Annotated in this window: 14 protein-coding genes; 9 read left to right on the forward strand and 5 right to left on the reverse strand. The window is 69.4% G+C overall.

What is annotated here, in order from left to right; translation table 11 throughout:
• Window positions 1-38: 38 nt before the first annotated feature.
• Window positions 39-1,016 carry an NAD-dependent epimerase/dehydratase family protein gene (locus H0X95_RS24565; protein ID WP_059722036.1) on the forward strand — a complete coding sequence of 326 codons (978 nt, stop codon included), beginning with the start codon at window positions 39-41 and terminating at the stop codon, window positions 1,014-1,016.
• A 350-nt stretch (window positions 1,017-1,366) separates the two neighbouring features.
• On the opposite strand, the gene H0X95_RS24570 is transcribed toward H0X95_RS24565, so the two are convergent.
• The 5 genes from H0X95_RS24570 to H0X95_RS24590 all read right to left on the reverse strand — a co-directional run bounded on the left by H0X95_RS24570 (window position 1,367) and on the right by H0X95_RS24590 (window position 6,230).
• The gene (locus H0X95_RS24570; protein WP_059722038.1) at window positions 1,367-2,068 is read right to left on the reverse strand and encodes a DUF2848 domain-containing protein; all 702 of its coding nucleotides are present in this window, start codon (window positions 2,066-2,068) and stop codon (window positions 1,367-1,369) included.
• Window positions 2,069-2,116: 48 nt separating this feature from the next.
• A complete protein-coding gene (locus H0X95_RS24575; RefSeq protein WP_034178639.1) occupies window positions 2,117-3,436 on the reverse strand; it encodes an MFS transporter in 1,320 nt (439 codons plus the stop codon).
• A 56-nt stretch (window positions 3,437-3,492) separates the two neighbouring features.
• The gene (locus tag H0X95_RS24580; protein WP_059722039.1) at window positions 3,493-4,188 is read right to left on the reverse strand and encodes a DUF4286 family protein; all 696 of its coding nucleotides are present in this window, start codon (window positions 4,186-4,188) and stop codon (window positions 3,493-3,495) included.
• Window positions 4,189-4,288: 100 nt separating this feature from the next.
• Complete coding sequence (locus H0X95_RS24585; protein ID WP_059722041.1) at window positions 4,289-5,338, reverse strand: LysR family transcriptional regulator; 1,050 nt, start codon at window positions 5,336-5,338, stop codon at window positions 4,289-4,291.
• A gap of 100 nt (window positions 5,339-5,438) precedes the next feature.
• Window positions 5,439-6,230, reverse strand: coding sequence for an SDR family NAD(P)-dependent oxidoreductase (locus H0X95_RS24590; RefSeq protein ID WP_006496856.1), 792 nt, complete (start codon window positions 6,228-6,230; stop codon window positions 5,439-5,441).
• A 405-nt stretch (window positions 6,231-6,635) separates the two neighbouring features.
• On the opposite strand from H0X95_RS24590, the gene ypfJ reads away from it, so the two are divergent.
• From ypfJ to H0X95_RS24630, 8 genes are all read left to right on the forward strand, one after another.
• On the forward strand, window positions 6,636-7,514 hold the full coding sequence (ypfJ, locus tag H0X95_RS24595; protein ID WP_059722043.1) for a KPN_02809 family neutral zinc metallopeptidase: 879 nt from the start codon (window positions 6,636-6,638) through the stop codon (window positions 7,512-7,514).
• Window positions 7,515-7,685: 171 nt separating this feature from the next.
• A complete protein-coding gene (locus H0X95_RS24600) occupies window positions 7,686-8,420 on the forward strand; it encodes a helix-turn-helix transcriptional regulator (protein WP_058903281.1) in 735 nt (244 codons plus the stop codon).
• 84 nt (window positions 8,421-8,504) lie between these two features.
• Complete coding sequence (locus tag H0X95_RS24605; protein ID WP_006483979.1) at window positions 8,505-8,702, forward strand: hypothetical protein; 198 nt, start codon at window positions 8,505-8,507, stop codon at window positions 8,700-8,702.
• A gap of 218 nt (window positions 8,703-8,920) precedes the next feature.
• On the forward strand, window positions 8,921-10,423 hold the full coding sequence (locus H0X95_RS24610) for an aldehyde dehydrogenase family protein (protein ID WP_059722045.1): 1,503 nt from the start codon (window positions 8,921-8,923) through the stop codon (window positions 10,421-10,423).
• Window positions 10,424-10,470: 47 nt separating this feature from the next.
• Entirely contained in the window at window positions 10,471-11,811 is a 1,341-nt protein-coding gene (locus tag H0X95_RS24615; RefSeq protein WP_006483976.1) for an aspartate aminotransferase family protein, read from the forward strand.
• 238 nt (window positions 11,812-12,049) lie between these two features.
• Window positions 12,050-13,552 (forward strand): APC family permease, encoded by a 1,503-nt coding sequence (locus H0X95_RS24620; RefSeq protein WP_006493968.1) that lies wholly within the window; start codon window positions 12,050-12,052, stop codon window positions 13,550-13,552.
• Entirely contained in the window at window positions 13,549-14,148 is a 600-nt protein-coding gene (locus H0X95_RS24625) for a DUF3156 family protein (protein ID WP_196446247.1), read from the forward strand. The genes H0X95_RS24620 and H0X95_RS24625 overlap by 4 nt, the downstream gene beginning before the upstream one ends.
• 69 nt (window positions 14,149-14,217) lie before the next feature.
• The gene (locus H0X95_RS24630; RefSeq protein ID WP_006485599.1) at window positions 14,218-15,156 is read left to right on the forward strand and encodes a helix-turn-helix domain-containing protein; all 939 of its coding nucleotides are present in this window, start codon (window positions 14,218-14,220) and stop codon (window positions 15,154-15,156) included.
• The last annotated feature ends 153 nt before the right edge of the window (window positions 15,157-15,309 follow it).

The raw sequence follows: 15,309 nt of genomic DNA on the forward strand, positions 1-15,309 counted from the left end.
AATGCGTGTCGTGACGGTTCCATTCAAGGAGGGCGGCAATGACGACGGACGCAGGCGGGACGCAACGGCTGGCACTCGTGCTCGGCGCGAGCGGCGGGATTGGCGGGGAAGTCGCGCGGCAGTTGCGCGATGCGGGCTGGCAGGTGCGCGCGCTCAAGCGCGGGCTCGATGCCGAAATCGCGGAGCGCGACGGCATTGCCTGGGTGCGCGGCGACGCGCTGGATCGCGACGCGGTGGTGCGCGCCGCACGCGGCTGCAGCGTGATCGTGCATGCGGTGAACCCGCCCGGATACCGGAACTGGGCCACGCAGGTGCTGCCGATGGTCGACAACACGATCGCGGCGGCCCGGGCCGCGCAGGCGACCGTCGTGCTGCCGGGCACGGTCTACAACTTCGGCGCCGATGCGTTTCCGGTGCTGCGGGAAGACGCGCCGCAGCATCCGGCGACCCGCAAGGGCGCGATCCGCGTCGAACTGGAGCGGCGGCTGCAGGACGCCAGTGTGCACGGCGTGCGGGCGATCGTCGTGCGCGCCGGCGATTTTTTCGGGCCGCAGCTCGGCAACAGCTGGTTTTCGCAGGGGTTGGTCAAGCCGGGGCGGCCCGTCGCGGCCATCAGCGTGCCGGGCCGCGGCGTCGGCCATCAATGGTCGTATGTGCCGGACGTGGCGCGCGTGATGGTCGAGCTGATCGAGCGGCGCGAGATGCTGGAGCCGTTCGCGCGCTTTCATCTGGGCGGGCATTGGGATGAAGACGGCCTGCAGATGGCGCAGGCCGTGCAACGCGTCGCGCAGCGGCACGGCATGCGGCCGGCGCTGCGCGATTTCCCGTGGTGGCTCGTGTGGGCGGCCGCGCCGTTCGTCACGACACTGCGCGAATTGCTCGAGATGCGTTACCTGTGGCGCGAACCGATCCGGATGGACAACGCGCGCGTGACCGCGGTGCTCGGCCGCGAGCCGGTGACGCCGCTTGATACGGCGGTGGAGGCGACGCTGGCGGGGCTCGGGTGTCTCGGGTGAGCAACGGTGGGTAGCACGGGCAGCGCCCGGGCATGGAAACGCACCACGGCGAACCGATGAAGCCCCCGGACCACAATTCTCCACATACCCGCGTGCGTCGGATGCGCATCATGTCGGTCAACACCGATAGGGCGAAAACGGGGGCGAGATGGTGCATTTCGGATGGAAAGCGTCGGTTGCGGGCGCAATCATGTTCGCATTGAGCGGGTGTACGGATCTGGCCGGCGTGCTGTATTGCGACAACTCGCAGTTCAACTTTCCCGACTATCACTGCTTTCAGCCGTACCGGTAGGGCTGGCACGGCGACTGAACGCCGTCGCCTCCGTATGCCGTGCAGTTTCCCGTTCCCGTCAAGCCACGACCGGCAACACCTCGACCGCATAGCGATGCGTGAGACTGCGCCCGAGCACCGGATCGTGCAGCTCCATCTCGAATGCGTCGCCGTCGTCCATCGCCGCGATCGCGCCGTGCACGGCGACGGTCCCGCCATACATCGCGCAGCGCGCGGGCATCGTGCGGCGGTCGTCGAAACGCTGCCACAGCACGTCGGGCGCGAGCAGGCCGCTGACCGCGCCGTGCTGGTACGCCACCCGGTCGCCATCGCGCGCAATCAGCCACGAACGCATCTCGAGCGCATCCCAGTGATCGGCGACATCCGCATAACGCCACGCGTCACGGCCGAGCGGCTTCGCACACACCTGCTTCGACACGGCGACGCCGTACGCTTCGACTTCGCGATCCGTGTGATCGGAGCCGACCGTGACCAGCGTGCCGGCCGGGCTGTCGACCAGCACGCATTCGATCTCGCCGCCCGAGCGCGCGCCGAGCACGCCGATCGACGGCGCCTGCGTGAGCAGCGCGGACGACACGCGATAGAAGCACGGCGTGGTCGACGGCGGCGCGACGCCGAGCGCCGCGAGTTCGTCGATGTGCGCCTGGATCGCGGCCGGGTCGCGGCCGGCCCAGCCGGCGATCACGACGCGTTCGACGTCGACGTCGACGGCGGCCGGCGCGCGGTGCAGGGAAATCACGTTGAACGACAGGGTTGGCATGCGGCTATCCGTTTGAAGTGCGAATGAATGGTCGGCGGGTGGCGGCGCTCAGTCGTCGAGCGGCCGGTGCGCGGTCTCGCGCGCGGCGACGAGCGCGATCGACGTGACGACGAGCGCGGCGGTGACGTACAGCGACACGGCCGTCGTCGTGCCCGTCTGCCGGAACAGCGCGGCGATCACGAGCGGCGCGAAGCCGCCGCCGACGATGCCGGCGAGCGTGTACGCGAGCGACGAGCCCGCGTAGCGCACGCGCGTCGGGAACTGTTCGGTCACGAACGCGCCCTGCGGGCCGTACATCACCGCATGGATCACGAGGCCGATCGCGACGGCCGCGACGATCGCCGCGGGGCGCGCGGAATCGAGCAGCGCGAAGAACACGAACGCCCACACGATGCCGGCGAGCGCGCCGGCGAGATACACGGGCCGGCGGCCGAAGCGGTCCGACAACGCGCCGAAGAACGGCACCGCGAGCGCATTGCAGGCCGTGCCGATCATCACGGCCGTCAGCGCGACGGGGCGCGACAGGTGCAGCACGGTCGTCACATAGGTGAGCGTGAACACGACGATCAGCGCATACAGCACGTCCGAACCGATGCGCGAGCCGCCCGCGATCAGCAGGCGCTTCCAGTGGTACTTCAGCACGTCGGCGACAGGCACGTCGGCGGTCGCATGCGATTCGGCGAGCTGCTCGAACTGCGGCGTTTCGTCGACGCCGCGCCGCAGCCAGAAGCCGAACACGACGAGCAGCGCGCTGGCCGCGAACGGCACGCGCCAGCCCCACGACAGGAAGGTGTCGGACGTGGTCGACAGCGTGACGAGCGCGATGCAGCCGGTGCCGAGCAGCGTGCCGAACGACGGGCCGATCTGCGTCCACGACGCGGACAGCCCGCGCCGTTTCTGGTCGCCGTGCTCGACCGACAGCAATACCGCGCCGGCCCATTCGCCGCCGAGCGCGACGCCCTGCACGAAGCGCAGCGCGACGAGCAGGATCGGGCTCAGGATGCCGGCCTGCGCGTAGGTCGGCAGCGCGCCCATCAGCGCGGTCGTCACGCCCATCAGCACGAGCGTGAGCATCAGCACCGCGCGGCGGCCGATGCGGTCGCCGAGGTTGCCGAATACGAAGCCGCCGAGCGGGCGCGACACGTAGCCGACCGCATAGGTCGAGAACGCGAGGATCGTGCCGGCCAGCGGATCGACCGACGGGAAGAACAGATGGTTGAAAACGAGCGCGGCGAGCGTGTTGTAGATCGTGAAGTCGTACCACTCGAGCGACGTGCCGATCATGCTCGCGGTCGCGAGTCGGCTGTTGCGGACACGGCGGGGCGCGTGGGCGGCGGGCTGGACGAGAGTGCTCATGGTATCGGGCAGGTCGGGACGGATGACGGGATGAAGCGCGGGCCGGCGTGGGCGGCGGCGTCGAGCGTTCAGGCAGGCAGGGCGGCAGCGGTCGCGGCGGCGGCCGTTTCGGCTTCGACGTCGCATCGCTGGACGGGCAGCGGCGCGGCGGCGCGCCACAGCAGGTCGAAGGTGCGCACGTCGTCGTGTCCGGCGAGCGTGGCGGCGACGCGGCGCGTGGCCGTTGCGTCGCTGCCTTCGATCAGCACCAGCGCATCGGCGGCCGGGCGGGCGGCGGCGGCGCCGAGCGGTGCGGACAGGTCCGGTGACGTGCGGAAAAGCCGTGCGGCATGGATGCCGGGTTCCTGCAGCGCGGCGTCGAAGCGCGCGCGCAGGTGCGGCACGTCGATGCGATCGGGGGCCAGCACGAACAGCGCGAGATGCGCGCCTTCACCGTCACCGGCCTCGATCGTCAGCTCGCCGACGCGCCGCTGCGTACCCGTCATGCGCTCGAAGTTCGCGAGCGACCACGCGGTCTGCTGCGTGAACGCGCGCCGGTATGCATCGCCGCGGAACACGTCGAGCGCGTCCGTCACGTACAGCGCGAGGTATCGGCGCGGGCCGCCGTCGGTTGCACGAAACCGTCGCGCATGCGTGAAGCCGGGAATCGCGACACGCTCCTGCATGTGCTCGCGGTCGTACCACGCGTTGAAATCGGCTTCGTGCGCGGGGTCGATATCCGTCCAGACGCAAAGCTGGCCGTGCGGAAGGGAAAGGCGGGTCATTGCGGGGTTCCTCGTGACGCGGTGGGGCAGGAACTGCAGTGTCCCGAAGACGGGTCGCGCCCGTCCAACAAGAAAACAAATTCGCGGTGAACAGGTTTTCTTATGAGCGGCGTGGGCGTCGTTTTGCGGCGGGCGCGGCAGGCGGAGCCCCCTTCGTCGTGCGCTTCGTTGTCGTCGGTGCGTTCGTCTTTGTCGTGGTCGCCTTGCGCGCGGGCGTTACATCGACGAGCGTTGCGTCGACGCGCTCGGTGGCCGGCTTCGCGAGATTCCCGGCAGCCGCCATCGCGCGCGCCACTTCGCTCGCGAGTTCCGCGATGCGCGCGGCGACCGGCAGCCCCTGGCTGCGGTAAGTCGCGACGAGTGGCAGCGGCGGGAATTCGGGCGCGACGTCGAGCAGTTCGAGCGTGCCTTCGTGCAGCTCGCGCCCGATGATCGCCGGCGGCAGCGCGGCCACGCCGAAGCCGTCGGCGACGAGGCGGATCATCGCCGCGACCGACGTGATGCAGTTGATGCTGGCCGGCCGTTCGACCGCCGCGAACAGCCGCTCGATCGTCGCGTGCGGCCCCGAGTGGCGCGAGAAGCTGATGATCGGAAAACCGGCCAGCCGCGCGACGTCGAGCGGCTGGCCGCCGAGTCCGAGGCGCGGGCTCGCGGCCCAGCGCACCGGGAATTCGCACAGCGGCAGGTTCGTGAAGTCCGGGCCCGGCACCGGGTCGGTCTGCAGGATCAGGTCGACGCCGTCGGTGCTGAGCAGGCGAATCAGATGCAGCGTCGTGTCGCTCGTGATCTCGACGTCGAGGCGCGGATAGCGCTCGCGCAGTTGCGCCATCAGCGCGGGAAACCAGCTGTGCACGATCGATTCGATCACGCCGATCCGGATCAGGCCCGCATCGCTGGCCGCGTCGATGTCGCGCCGCATTTCCCCATCGAGCCGCACGATCCGCTCCGCGTAGGCCAGCATGCGCCGGCCCGCCGGCGTGAGCGTGGCCGAGCGCGTGTTGCGGTCGAACAGGCGCACGTCGAACGCTTCCTCGAGCGATGCGATGCGGCTCGACACGGCAGCCTGCGTCGTATGCAGTTTCTCGGCCGTGAGCCGGAAGTTTTCCAGCTTCGCGAGCCAGACGAAGGTTTCCAGAAACCGGATGTTCATCGAATTCCGAACGGTGAGGCGGTGCCGCGCCAGGCGGCGGATCGGGACGATGTTAACGGATTCGGAAGCGCGTACGCACGCGCCGCACGTTCGGGTGGCGTCAAAGCCGGTCGAACGCGAGCGTCGGCACGTCGACGACCATCGCGCCGCCGTCCGCGACGAGCGTCGCGCCGGTCACGAACGACGCGTCCGGCGACGCCAGGAACGCGCAGACGGCCGCGATCTCGTCGGGATCGGCCGCGCGCCGCAGCGGCACGTCGGCGCTGACGCGGGCGTACGCACCGTCGAGCGAATCGCCGTGCGCGGCCATCAGCGGCTCCATTTCCGCGTCGGCCATCGGCGTGCGGACCCAGCCCGGGCAGACGGCGTTCGCCCGCACGCCGTGCGGACCGTAGTCGCGCGCGAGCGATCGCGCCAGGCCGAGCAGCGCGTGCTTGCCGACCGTGTAGCCGCATACGCCGGGCCCGGCCGCGAGCGCCGCGATCGACGCGACCAGCACGATATTGCCGCGCTGCGCGATCAGGTCGGGCAGGCACGCGCGCGCGCTGACGAATGCGGTGTCGAGGTTCGCATGCATCGCAGCGCGCCACTGCGCGTCGTCGGTTTCGTCCGCACGGCCGATGCCGTGGCCGCCCGCGCAGGCGACAAGCGCATCGACGCGGCCGAAGCGTGCGGCGATGCGCGGCAGGAAGCCGGCCCAGTCGGCGGCGCTCGCGGCGTCGCCGGCCAGCGCGAGGCCCCCCGTTTCGGCAGCCAGCGCGTCGAGCGGCGCCTGGCGGCGCCCGATCAGCACGACGCGGTCGCCGCGGCGGGCGAAGCGGCGCGCGCAGGCGGCGCCGATGCCGGTGCCGGCGCCGGTAATGGCGATCGTGCGGGGGGGCGGGTGCGTCATGTCGTTCTCCGGAAAGGGGGCGTTCCGGCCACTTTAGGCGGCGCCGGCGCGCGCCGGTATCCACCGAAAGGATGAACGCGGGTCGTCCGAACGGCCGGCGTGGCGGGCACGGTGGCCTTGGCCCATTTTGCAAAGGCTGACGATGTCCGACGCCGAATCGCTCTATCCTCCACATTTTTGCGATAAGCCACGAAAGCCCGGCAAAATAGCGCGGGCGGGCGCGCAGCGACGGGCGGCGCGTCGGCCGCCGATTCCGTCGTACGAATGGCGCGGCCGGCAATGGCGCGAGCGGGCGTCCGATGCGCAGGTATCGCGTCTGCCGACGGAGCGTGTCGCCACGGCGTATCGCCCGGTTGCGCGCTGGCGCGATCGGACCATCGACAAAAGAACAGGGAGGGGCCGGCAATGAGGCTGGACGACGAAAGGGAAAGCACGAACGTCGAGGATCGACGCGGCGCCGGCGGGTTCGGCGGCGGGCGCGCGACGATCGGCATCGGCACGATCGTGATCGCGCTGGCTGCCTCGTATTTCTTCGGAATCGACCCGCGCGTCGTGCTCGAAGGTGCGTCGGCGCTGCAGGGCCGCCAGCAGCAGGCGCAGCCCGCGCCGACCCAGCACCAGGGCGTACCGGCGAACGACGCCGGCGCGGTGTTCACGCGCAAGGTGCTCGGCAACATCGAACGCACGTGGACGGGCGTGTTCAACACGCAGCTGCATGCGCAGTACGAACCGCCGAAGCTCGTGATGTTCACGAACTCGACGCCGACCGCGTGCGGCACCGGCCAGACCGCGATGGGGCCGTTCTACTGCCCGGGCGACCGCAACGTGTACATCGATCTCGGCTTCTACGACGAACTGCGCAAGCGTTTCGGCGCCGGCGGCGACTTTGCGCAGGCCTACGTGATCGCACACGAAGTCGGCCATCACGTGCAGAACCTGCTCGGTATTGCCGACAAGGTCGACGCCGCGCGCCGGCGCTCGAGCCAGGCGCGCGCGAATGCGCTGTCGGTGCGGATGGAGCTGCAGGCCGACTGCTTTGCCGGCGTGTGGGCGAACAACGCGCAGCGCGCGAACCAGCGGCTGATGGAACCCGGCGATTTCGAGCAGGGGCTGAAGGCCGCCGCGGCGATCGGCGACGACCGGCTGCAGCAGCAAGGGCAGGGCTACGTCGTGCCCGAAAGCTTCACGCACGGCACCAGCGAGCAGCGCGTGTACTGGCTGCGGCGCGGGATGGAGTCGGGCGAGGTGAGCGCCTGCGACACGTTCGCCGCGAACGCACGCTGAAGCCAGGCGCGCGCACCGTCGCGCGCCGGCATCGTCCCGGCTGAACCGGTTGAACCAGCCACCTGGCCGGCCCGGGACGATTTGCCGATTTGTGCTCACCGGCGCTTTTCGGCGCCGGTAGGCTGGCCCGGACGTTGAAATTCGACGCGTTCGCCACCCAGCCGATTTCCGATGCCGACCTCATCCGTTCCCGCCGACCACGCTCCCGCCGACTGGCCACGCGCGCTGCGCGCGTGCGTGGACGCGTTCGATGCGTTCGCGAGCCCGTCGGCGATCGTGTTCTACCGGCTCGACCAGAGCGGCGAACCGGCCGATTTCGAGCTGTTCGGGATGCCGGAATCGATGCACCGCACCTATGTCGCCCGCTACCGGATGCTCGATCCGCTGCACCCGTCGCGCTGCGCGGCGGGCGACCGCGCGGTCGTCACGCTCGCGTCCCAATTGCCTGACGAGCGACGTGACGCATCCGCGTACTGGACCCGTTTTCTGCGGCGGCACGACGTGGCCGACGTCGTCGAGATCTGGCTGCGCGACGCGGGCCGCACGGTCGGCGCGTTTTCGCTGCTGCGCTTCGGCATGGGCGACGCGAATCGCAACGGCAACGGTACGGCAGGACGCTTCGCACCCGGCGAGATCGACGCACTCGCGCGGCTGCAGCCTGTCGCCGAAGCCGCGCTGAGCCCGCTGCTGCGCGCCCGGCGCGGGATCCACCGGATCGGTTGCGAGGAACGGCTGACCTACCGCGAGGAGCAGATCGCGCGGCTCGTGCGCGACGGTTGCTCGAACAAGGAAATCGCGCGCGATCTCGCGCTCGGACAACCGACGATCAAGACCCACCTGATGCGCATGTACCGCAAGCTCGGCGTGTCGAATCGCACGGAGCTGGTCGGCGCGCTGTTCCTGTAATCGTTCTGCAAGCTGGCCCGCGAGATCGTGCAGTACCATGCGCGCTCGTCGTATCGATAACAATTCAAGAAAAGGGCCGGGAACATGGACGTCGCGATCATTGCCGCTTCGATTTTGGTCATCGCGTTGAGCGTCGCGCTGCCGATCTTCATCGTCAGGACGGTCAGAAGCGGAACCTACGACTCGCTGTACTTCCTGATCCCGCTTGCGCTCGGCGTGTATTGGCTGGACTACCAGGCGTACGACTTCCTCGCGTCGATGGCGCACGGTTTCAGAAACTGACGATTCAATGACCGGACCCCGGTCCGGCATCCAAACCACGGCAGCCCCCGGCGGATCGCGCACGTCGCCCGCGGGCCGCGTCGCGGGCTCGAACCGCTACCGCGCGCCACGCGCTGCCAATTTGCGCTCACCGGGCGCGATTCCTCGTCGATACAGTGGTCCGACGCCCGCGTGCCTCGCCCGCACGCGGTCCAGCCACGACAATCAACGAGACGCCCATGAGCAACACGAACTTCGTCGCCGTCAGCGACACCGTGCGCACCTTCGTTGCGCGCGATTTCGGCCTCTTCATCGACGGCGCCATGCAGCCCGCGCACGCGGCCGCGCGGCTCGACGTGTACGACCCCGCGACGGGCGAGCGGCTCGCCACCGTCGCGGACGCCGACGCACACGACGTCGACCGCGCGGTCGCCAGCGCCAGACAAGCGTTCGACGCGCGCGTGTGGAGCGGGCTGCGGCCGGCCGACCGCGAACGCATCCTGCTGAAACTCGCGGACCTGATCGAAGCCGACGCCGAAACGCTCGCGCAGCTCGAAACGCTGAACCAGGGCAAGTCGATTCACGTGTCGCGTGCGATCGAAGTCGGCGCGAGCGTCGAATACGTGCGCTACATGGCCGGCTGGGCGACCAAGATCACCGGCCAGACGCTCGACGTGTCGATCCCGTTTCCGCCCGGCGCGCGCTATACGGCCTATACGCGCAAGGAGCCGGTCGGCGTGGTCGCCGCGATCGTGCCGTGGAATTTCCCGCTGATGATCGCGGTGTGGAAGCTGGTTCCCGCGCTCGCGGCCGGCTGCACGATCGTGCTGAAGCCGTCGCCGGAAACGCCGCTCACCGCGTTGCGCCTCGCCGAGCTCGCGCGCGAGGCCGGCGTGCCGCCCGGCGTGTTCAACGTCGTCACGGGCGGCCGCGTCTGCGGCGCGGCGCTCGCCAGCCACCCGTCGATCGCGAAGATCTCGTTCACGGGCTCGACCGCGACCGGCAAGCTGGTCGGCGCGGCGGCCGTGCAGAACATGACGCGCTTCTCGCTGGAGCTCGGCGGCAAGAACCCGATCGTGATGCTCGACGACGTCGACGTCGCGCAGGCGCTCGACGGCGTCGCCGCCGGCGCGTTCTTCAACCAGGGGCAGGTGTGCGCGGCCGCGTCGCGCATCTATGTGCATCGCAGCAAGTTCGCGCAACTCGCGGACGGCCTCGCGGGCGTCGCGCGGTCGATGAAGCTCGGCGCGGGCCTCGACACCACCGCGCAGATCAACCCGCTCGTGTCCGCGCACCATCGCGACAAGGTCGTCCAGCACATCGAAGGCGCGCGCCGTGCGGGCCTCACGTTCCTCGCGGGCGGCACGCCGGCCGACGATCTGCCCGGCTATTACGTGAAGCCGGCCGTGATCGCCGATCCGCATCCGGACAGCGCGATCGTGCGCGACGAGGTGTTCGGCCCGGTGATCGTGGTCGTGCCGTTCGACGACGCGGCCGACGCGGTGCGCCTCGCGAACGCGTCGCCGTACGGCCTCGCCGCGAGCGTCTGGAGCAACGACCTGAAACGTGTGATGAACCTCGTGCCGCAGATCGAGGCCGGCACGGTGTGGGTGAACTGCCATATTCCGCTCGATCCGTCGATGCCGTTCGGCGGCTACAAGCAATCGGGCATCGGTCGCGAATTCGGCCAGTACGCGATCGAAGGCTTCACCGAAACCAAATCCGTCTGCATCGCGCACTGACGCGCGACGCTCGAACCCGATTCAACGATCCGACAGTGGAGACTGCAATGAGCTACAACGAAGCGAAATTCTGGCACCCGATGCTGCACCCGAACGAGATGAAACAGCGCAAGCCGATCCGCATCGTGCGCGGCGACGGCTGCTACGTGTTCGACGAGGCGGGGCGCAAGCTCGTCGACGGCGTCGCGGGCCTGTGGAACGTGAACGTCGGTCACAACCGCCAGGAAGTGAAGGACGCGATCGTGCGCCAGCTCGACGAACTCGAATACTTCCAGCTGTTCGACGGCATTTCGCATCCGCGCGCCGAGGAGTTGTCGAAGAAGGTGATCGACCTGCTCGAACCGGAAGGGATGCGCCGCGTGCTGTACAGCTCGGGCGGCTCCGATGCGATCGAGACCGCGCTGAAGATCGCGCGCCAGTACTGGAAGGTGCGCGGCCAGGCCGATCGCACGAAGTTCATCTCGCTGAAACAGGGTTATCACGGCACGCACTTCGGCGGCGCGTCGGTGAACGGCAACACGGTGTTCCGCCGCAACTACGAGCCGAACCTGCCCGGCTGCTTCCACGTCGAGACGCCGTGGCTGTACCGCAACCCGTTCACGCAGGACCCGGAGGAACTCGGCCGGATCTGCGCGGAAATGCTGGAGCGCGAGATTCAGTTCCAGAGTCCCGACACGGTCGCCGCGTTCATCGCGGAGCCGATCCAGGGCGCGGGCGGCGTGATCGTGCCGCCGGCCAACTACTGGCCGCTGGTGCGCGAGGTGTGCGACCGTTACGGCGTGCTGCTGATCGCCGACGAAGTCGTGACGGGCTTCGGCCGCAGCGGCTGCCTGTTCGGCAGTCGCGGCTGGGGCGTGCGCCCGGACATCATGTGTCTGGCGAAGGGCATTTCGTCGGGCTACGTGCCGCTCGGCGCGACGGTCGTGAACGCGCGGATCGAGGATGCGTTCGCCGCGAATGCCGATTTCGGCGGGGCGATCATGCACGGCTACACGTACGCCGGCCATCCGGTCGCATGCGCGGCCGCGATCGCGAGCCTCGACATCGTCGTGAAGGAGGACCTGCCGGCAAATGCGGCGAAGCAGGGTGCGTATCTGCTCGAAGCGCTGCAGCCGTTCGCGGAGCGCTTCGCGGCGGTCGGCGAGGTGCGCGGCAAGGGGCTGATGCTCGCGCTCGACCTCGTCGCGAACAAGGACACGCGCGAGCCGATCGATCCGCTGTCGGGCTATGCGAACGCGGTCGCGGAAGTCGCGCGCGAGAACGGCGTGCTGGTGCGCCCGGTCGGCACGAAGATCATCCTGTCGCCGCCGCTCGTGATCCAGCGCGAACAGCTCGACCGGATCGTCGACGCGCTCGCGGCCGGCTTCGAGGCCGTGCCGTTCGCGTAACGGCGTGATCGCACGACGGCCAATCCGCGGCGGAAGGGGGGAACGCCGTCGCGGGTTTGCCGATTTGCGCTATGACCGGATTATTTTGCCTGCGTATTTTTTCGACATCGGATCACGCCGTGATCGACAGGGGCCCGGGATCGAAGCGCTGAAGCGCCGACCGGGGCCGACCGCAGAGCATCTGGCCCCCGGCCGCTGACGAAGCGCCGGTTCGGGCCAACCTACGAAGGAGACAACGATGTCGGGATGGTCAGGAGTGACCGGCGCCGCGGGCGATACGCCTGGCGGCTCGCCGGCTGAAGCGGGCGGCGGCACCGCGTTGAAGGCGGGGGCGGTCGGTTTTCCGACCGCGCTGGCGAGCGCCGTCGGGCTCATCATGGCGAGCCCGGTGATCCTCACCGCGACGTCGGGCTTCGGGATGGGCGGCTGGGCGTTCGCGGTCGCGATGATCATCGCGTTCGTGATGATGCAGGCGCAGGCCACCACGTTCTCAGAAGCCGCCGCGATGCTGCCGACGGCCGGCTCGGTTTACGATTACCTGTCGTGCGGGCTCGGCCGCTTCTGGGCGATCACCGGCACGATTTCCGCGTATTTCCTCGTGCACGTGTTCGCCGGCACGGCGGAGACGATCCTGAGCGGCATCATGGCGCTCGTGAATTTCGAATCGCTGAACGCCGCGTTCGAGCAGCACAACAGCTCGTGGCTCGTCGGCGTCGGCCTCGTGGTCACGTTCGCGATCACCAACATCATCGGCATCAAGGTGTTCAGCAAGCTCGAGATCGTGCTGACGGCCGGCATGTGGCTGTCGCTGATGATCTTCGGGATCCTCGGGCTCGCGGCCGCGCCGGCCGTGCATCTCGACGGCTGGTTCGGCGGCTCGGAAGTCGGCACGTCGATTCCGGCCGTGCTGTCGCTGGTCGGGATGGCGATGTTCATGTTCGTCGGCTGCGAGTTCGTCACGCCGCTCGCGCCGGAAATGAAGGCGCCGGGCCGCACGATTCCGCGCGCGATGGCGCTCGGCCTCGTCGGCGTCGCGATCTGCATGTTCCTGTACGGCGCGGCGATCCGCCGCCAGGTCGCGAACGTGCCGGTGAGCCCCGACGGCCTCACGCACCTGCTCGACACGCCGGGCGCAATTCCCGCGTTCGCGCTGCAGGTGCTCGGGCCGTTCGGCCGCGTGTGGTTCGGCATCGCGTTCCTGTGCGCGGGCGCCGCGACGATCAACACGCTGATGGCCGGGCTGCCGCGCATCCTGTACGGGATGGCGATCGACGGCGCGTTGCCGCGCTGCTTCGCGTACCTGCATCCGCGTTTCAAGACGCCGGTGGTCGGCATCGTCGCGGCGGCGATCGTGCCGATCTTCCATGCGTGGCTGATCAACGGCAATCTCGACAGCATCCTGCATCTCGTGCTCGCCGCGACCTGCGCGTGGGGCACCGCGTACCTGCTCGTCACCGCGTCGGTCGTGATGCTGCGCATCCGCCGCCCGGACCTGCCGCGGCCGTACCGTTCGCCGCTGTTCCCGCTGCCGCAGATCGTGTCGAGCGTCGGCATCGTGCTCGCGATCTGGTACATCACGCCGCCCGGCATGAACCCGCGCGACATCTACGTGCCGTTCGGCGCGATGCTCGGGCTCACCGCGCTGTACGCGCTGTTCTGGACGCTCGTCGTGCAGCGCCGGCATCCGTTCAGGCCGGTGCCGGTCGAGGACGTGCTGCGCAACGAGCACGTCGCGTCGTGAAGGCCGCGCTTGCCCCGCGGCGCGCGGCGCCCGATGCGCCGCCGCCCGGCCATCGGCCCGGCGCGATCGCCGCGCGCGTGCTCGCCGACCTGCGGGCCGTGCGCGATACGGATGTGGGCGGCGCCACGGCGCGGCTGCCGAACGGCGTGCATGTGAGCGTCGACGAGCGCGTCGAGCGCCAGTTCCTGATGCATACGGTCAGCGTGAAGGTGACGGTAGCCGCCAACGGCCCGGCCGCGCGGGGCCGCGCGCGCGTGCGGCAGACCGGCTGGCTGCGCCGCACGGGCGTCGATGCGGTGCCCGGACCCGGATGCGACCGGGTCTTCATCGACACGCTGGCCGCGCTGCTCGCCGAGCCGTCGCTGGCCGACGCGCTGCGGCCGCTGCACCTGACCGACTGCGTCATCGACGCACACGGCGGCGTTGCCCGCAACGGCCGCTGGACGCTCGCGGTCGTGCCGTTCGGCGGCAGCGAGATCGTGAACCGGATGCCGTCGTTTCGCCGCTACGTCAGGCTGATCGACGAGCAGGCCGCCGCGCTGTCGGCGGCCTGTCTTGCGTTCGAAACCGCACTACACGGGATTTTGCGAGGGTAAGCTGTGGCGATGCGTGCCGCGCAAACCCGGCGGCCGCATCCAGGAATCAGGGTTTTACCGGAGATGCCGATGCTGTTCCAGTCACGCTCACACGAAGACGTGCACGATCACGGGCTCGCGATCGCGGGCTGGCATCAGGTTTACCGTCAGATGACGCCGGGCCGCTTCAAGGGCACCGTCACGCAGGTGCTGTACGACGATTTCCACTTCTTCCGCGAAACGACCAACCGGCGCGTCGCGCAAACCGGGCTCGCACCGGTCGCGCGCACGTCGCTCGCGGTGCCGCTGTCCGTGCCGCTCGCGGGCACGTTCCAGGGCCAGCCGGTCGACGGCTATGCGCTGCTCGCGCTGCGCGCCGGCGAGGATTTCGAATTCCACACGCCGGAAGGGATGGGGCTCGTCGGGATCAGCGCGGCGTCCGACATGGTCGACGAGCTGTGCGAAGCCGAATTCGGCGCGGCCGGCGCGCGCCGGCTGCGGCACGTGACGCGGCTGTCCGACGCGCAGGGCGTCGCGCTCGGCGTGCGGCTGTCGGCGCTGATCGACGAGGCCCAGCGCAACCCGGGCTGCCTCGAATACGCGGCGACCCGCAAGATGTTTCGCGACGCGATGCTCGGCATGTTCCTCGATGCGCTCGAACAGGGTATCGGCGTCGAGCGCCGCGACATCACGCACGCCACCTACAGCGATATCGTCAGCCGCTGCGAGAAGCATCTGCGCGACCGGCCCGAAGAACCCGTCACCGTGCTCGAACTGTGTCGCGCGCTGCGCTGCAGCCGCCGCACGCTGCAAACGAGTTTCCAGCGCGTGGCCGACGTCACGCCGGTCGGCTACCTGCGCACGATCCGGCTGAACGCGGTGCGTCGCCTGCTGCGCACGACGTCGGCGCAGCAACTCGGCGTCGGCGAAGCCGCCGCGAGCTGGGGTTTCACGCACCTCGGCTATTTCGCGCGCGAGTATCGCGACCTGTTCGGCGAGCTGCCTTCCCAGACCACGCGTCCCGAATGACGCACGCGCATCGCGACGGCGCCGCCCGGCGTCGTCGCGGGTCGCCCCCCCCACCGTTTGCCGATTTGCGATAGAGGTCCGGAATTTTCGCTGGATAAAGTCCTGTCACCCATATCGAAAACACCATCGGTTCGCACTGCGAATCGATGATCA

Origin of the sequence: Burkholderia sp. 9779_493, from assembly GCF_015712215.1 — a bacterium.
Classification (GTDB): Bacteria; Pseudomonadota; Gammaproteobacteria; order Burkholderiales; family Burkholderiaceae; genus Burkholderia; species Burkholderia cenocepacia.

Bases quoted from the DNA above. Each gene is read 5' to 3' on its own strand.
- H0X95_RS24570 (WP_059722038.1), bottom strand. From the start codon at position 2,068: ATGCCAACCCTGTCGTTCAACGTGATTTCCCTGCACCGCGCGCCGGCC.
- H0X95_RS24565 (WP_059722036.1), top strand. From the start codon at position 39: ATGACGACGGACGCAGGCGGGACGCAACGGCTGGCACTCGTGCTCGGC.
- H0X95_RS24630 (WP_006485599.1), top strand. From the start codon at position 14,218: ATGCTGTTCCAGTCACGCTCACACGAAGACGTGCACGATCACGGGCTC.
- H0X95_RS24605 (WP_006483979.1), top strand. From the start codon at position 8,505: ATGGACGTCGCGATCATTGCCGCTTCGATTTTGGTCATCGCGTTGAGC.
- H0X95_RS24580 (WP_059722039.1), bottom strand. From the start codon at position 4,188: ATGACCCGCCTTTCCCTTCCGCACGGCCAGCTTTGCGTCTGGACGGAT.
- ypfJ (WP_059722043.1), top strand. From the start codon at position 6,636: ATGAGGCTGGACGACGAAAGGGAAAGCACGAACGTCGAGGATCGACGC.
- H0X95_RS24585 (WP_059722041.1), bottom strand. From the start codon at position 5,338: ATGAACATCCGGTTTCTGGAAACCTTCGTCTGGCTCGCGAAGCTGGAA.
- H0X95_RS24600 (WP_058903281.1), top strand. From the start codon at position 7,686: ATGCCGACCTCATCCGTTCCCGCCGACCACGCTCCCGCCGACTGGCCA.
- H0X95_RS24615 (WP_006483976.1), top strand. From the start codon at position 10,471: ATGAGCTACAACGAAGCGAAATTCTGGCACCCGATGCTGCACCCGAAC.
- H0X95_RS24610 (WP_059722045.1), top strand. From the start codon at position 8,921: ATGAGCAACACGAACTTCGTCGCCGTCAGCGACACCGTGCGCACCTTC.
- H0X95_RS24620 (WP_006493968.1), top strand. From the start codon at position 12,050: ATGTCGGGATGGTCAGGAGTGACCGGCGCCGCGGGCGATACGCCTGGC.
- H0X95_RS24590 (WP_006496856.1), bottom strand. From the start codon at position 6,230: ATGACGCACCCGCCCCCCCGCACGATCGCCATTACCGGCGCCGGCACC.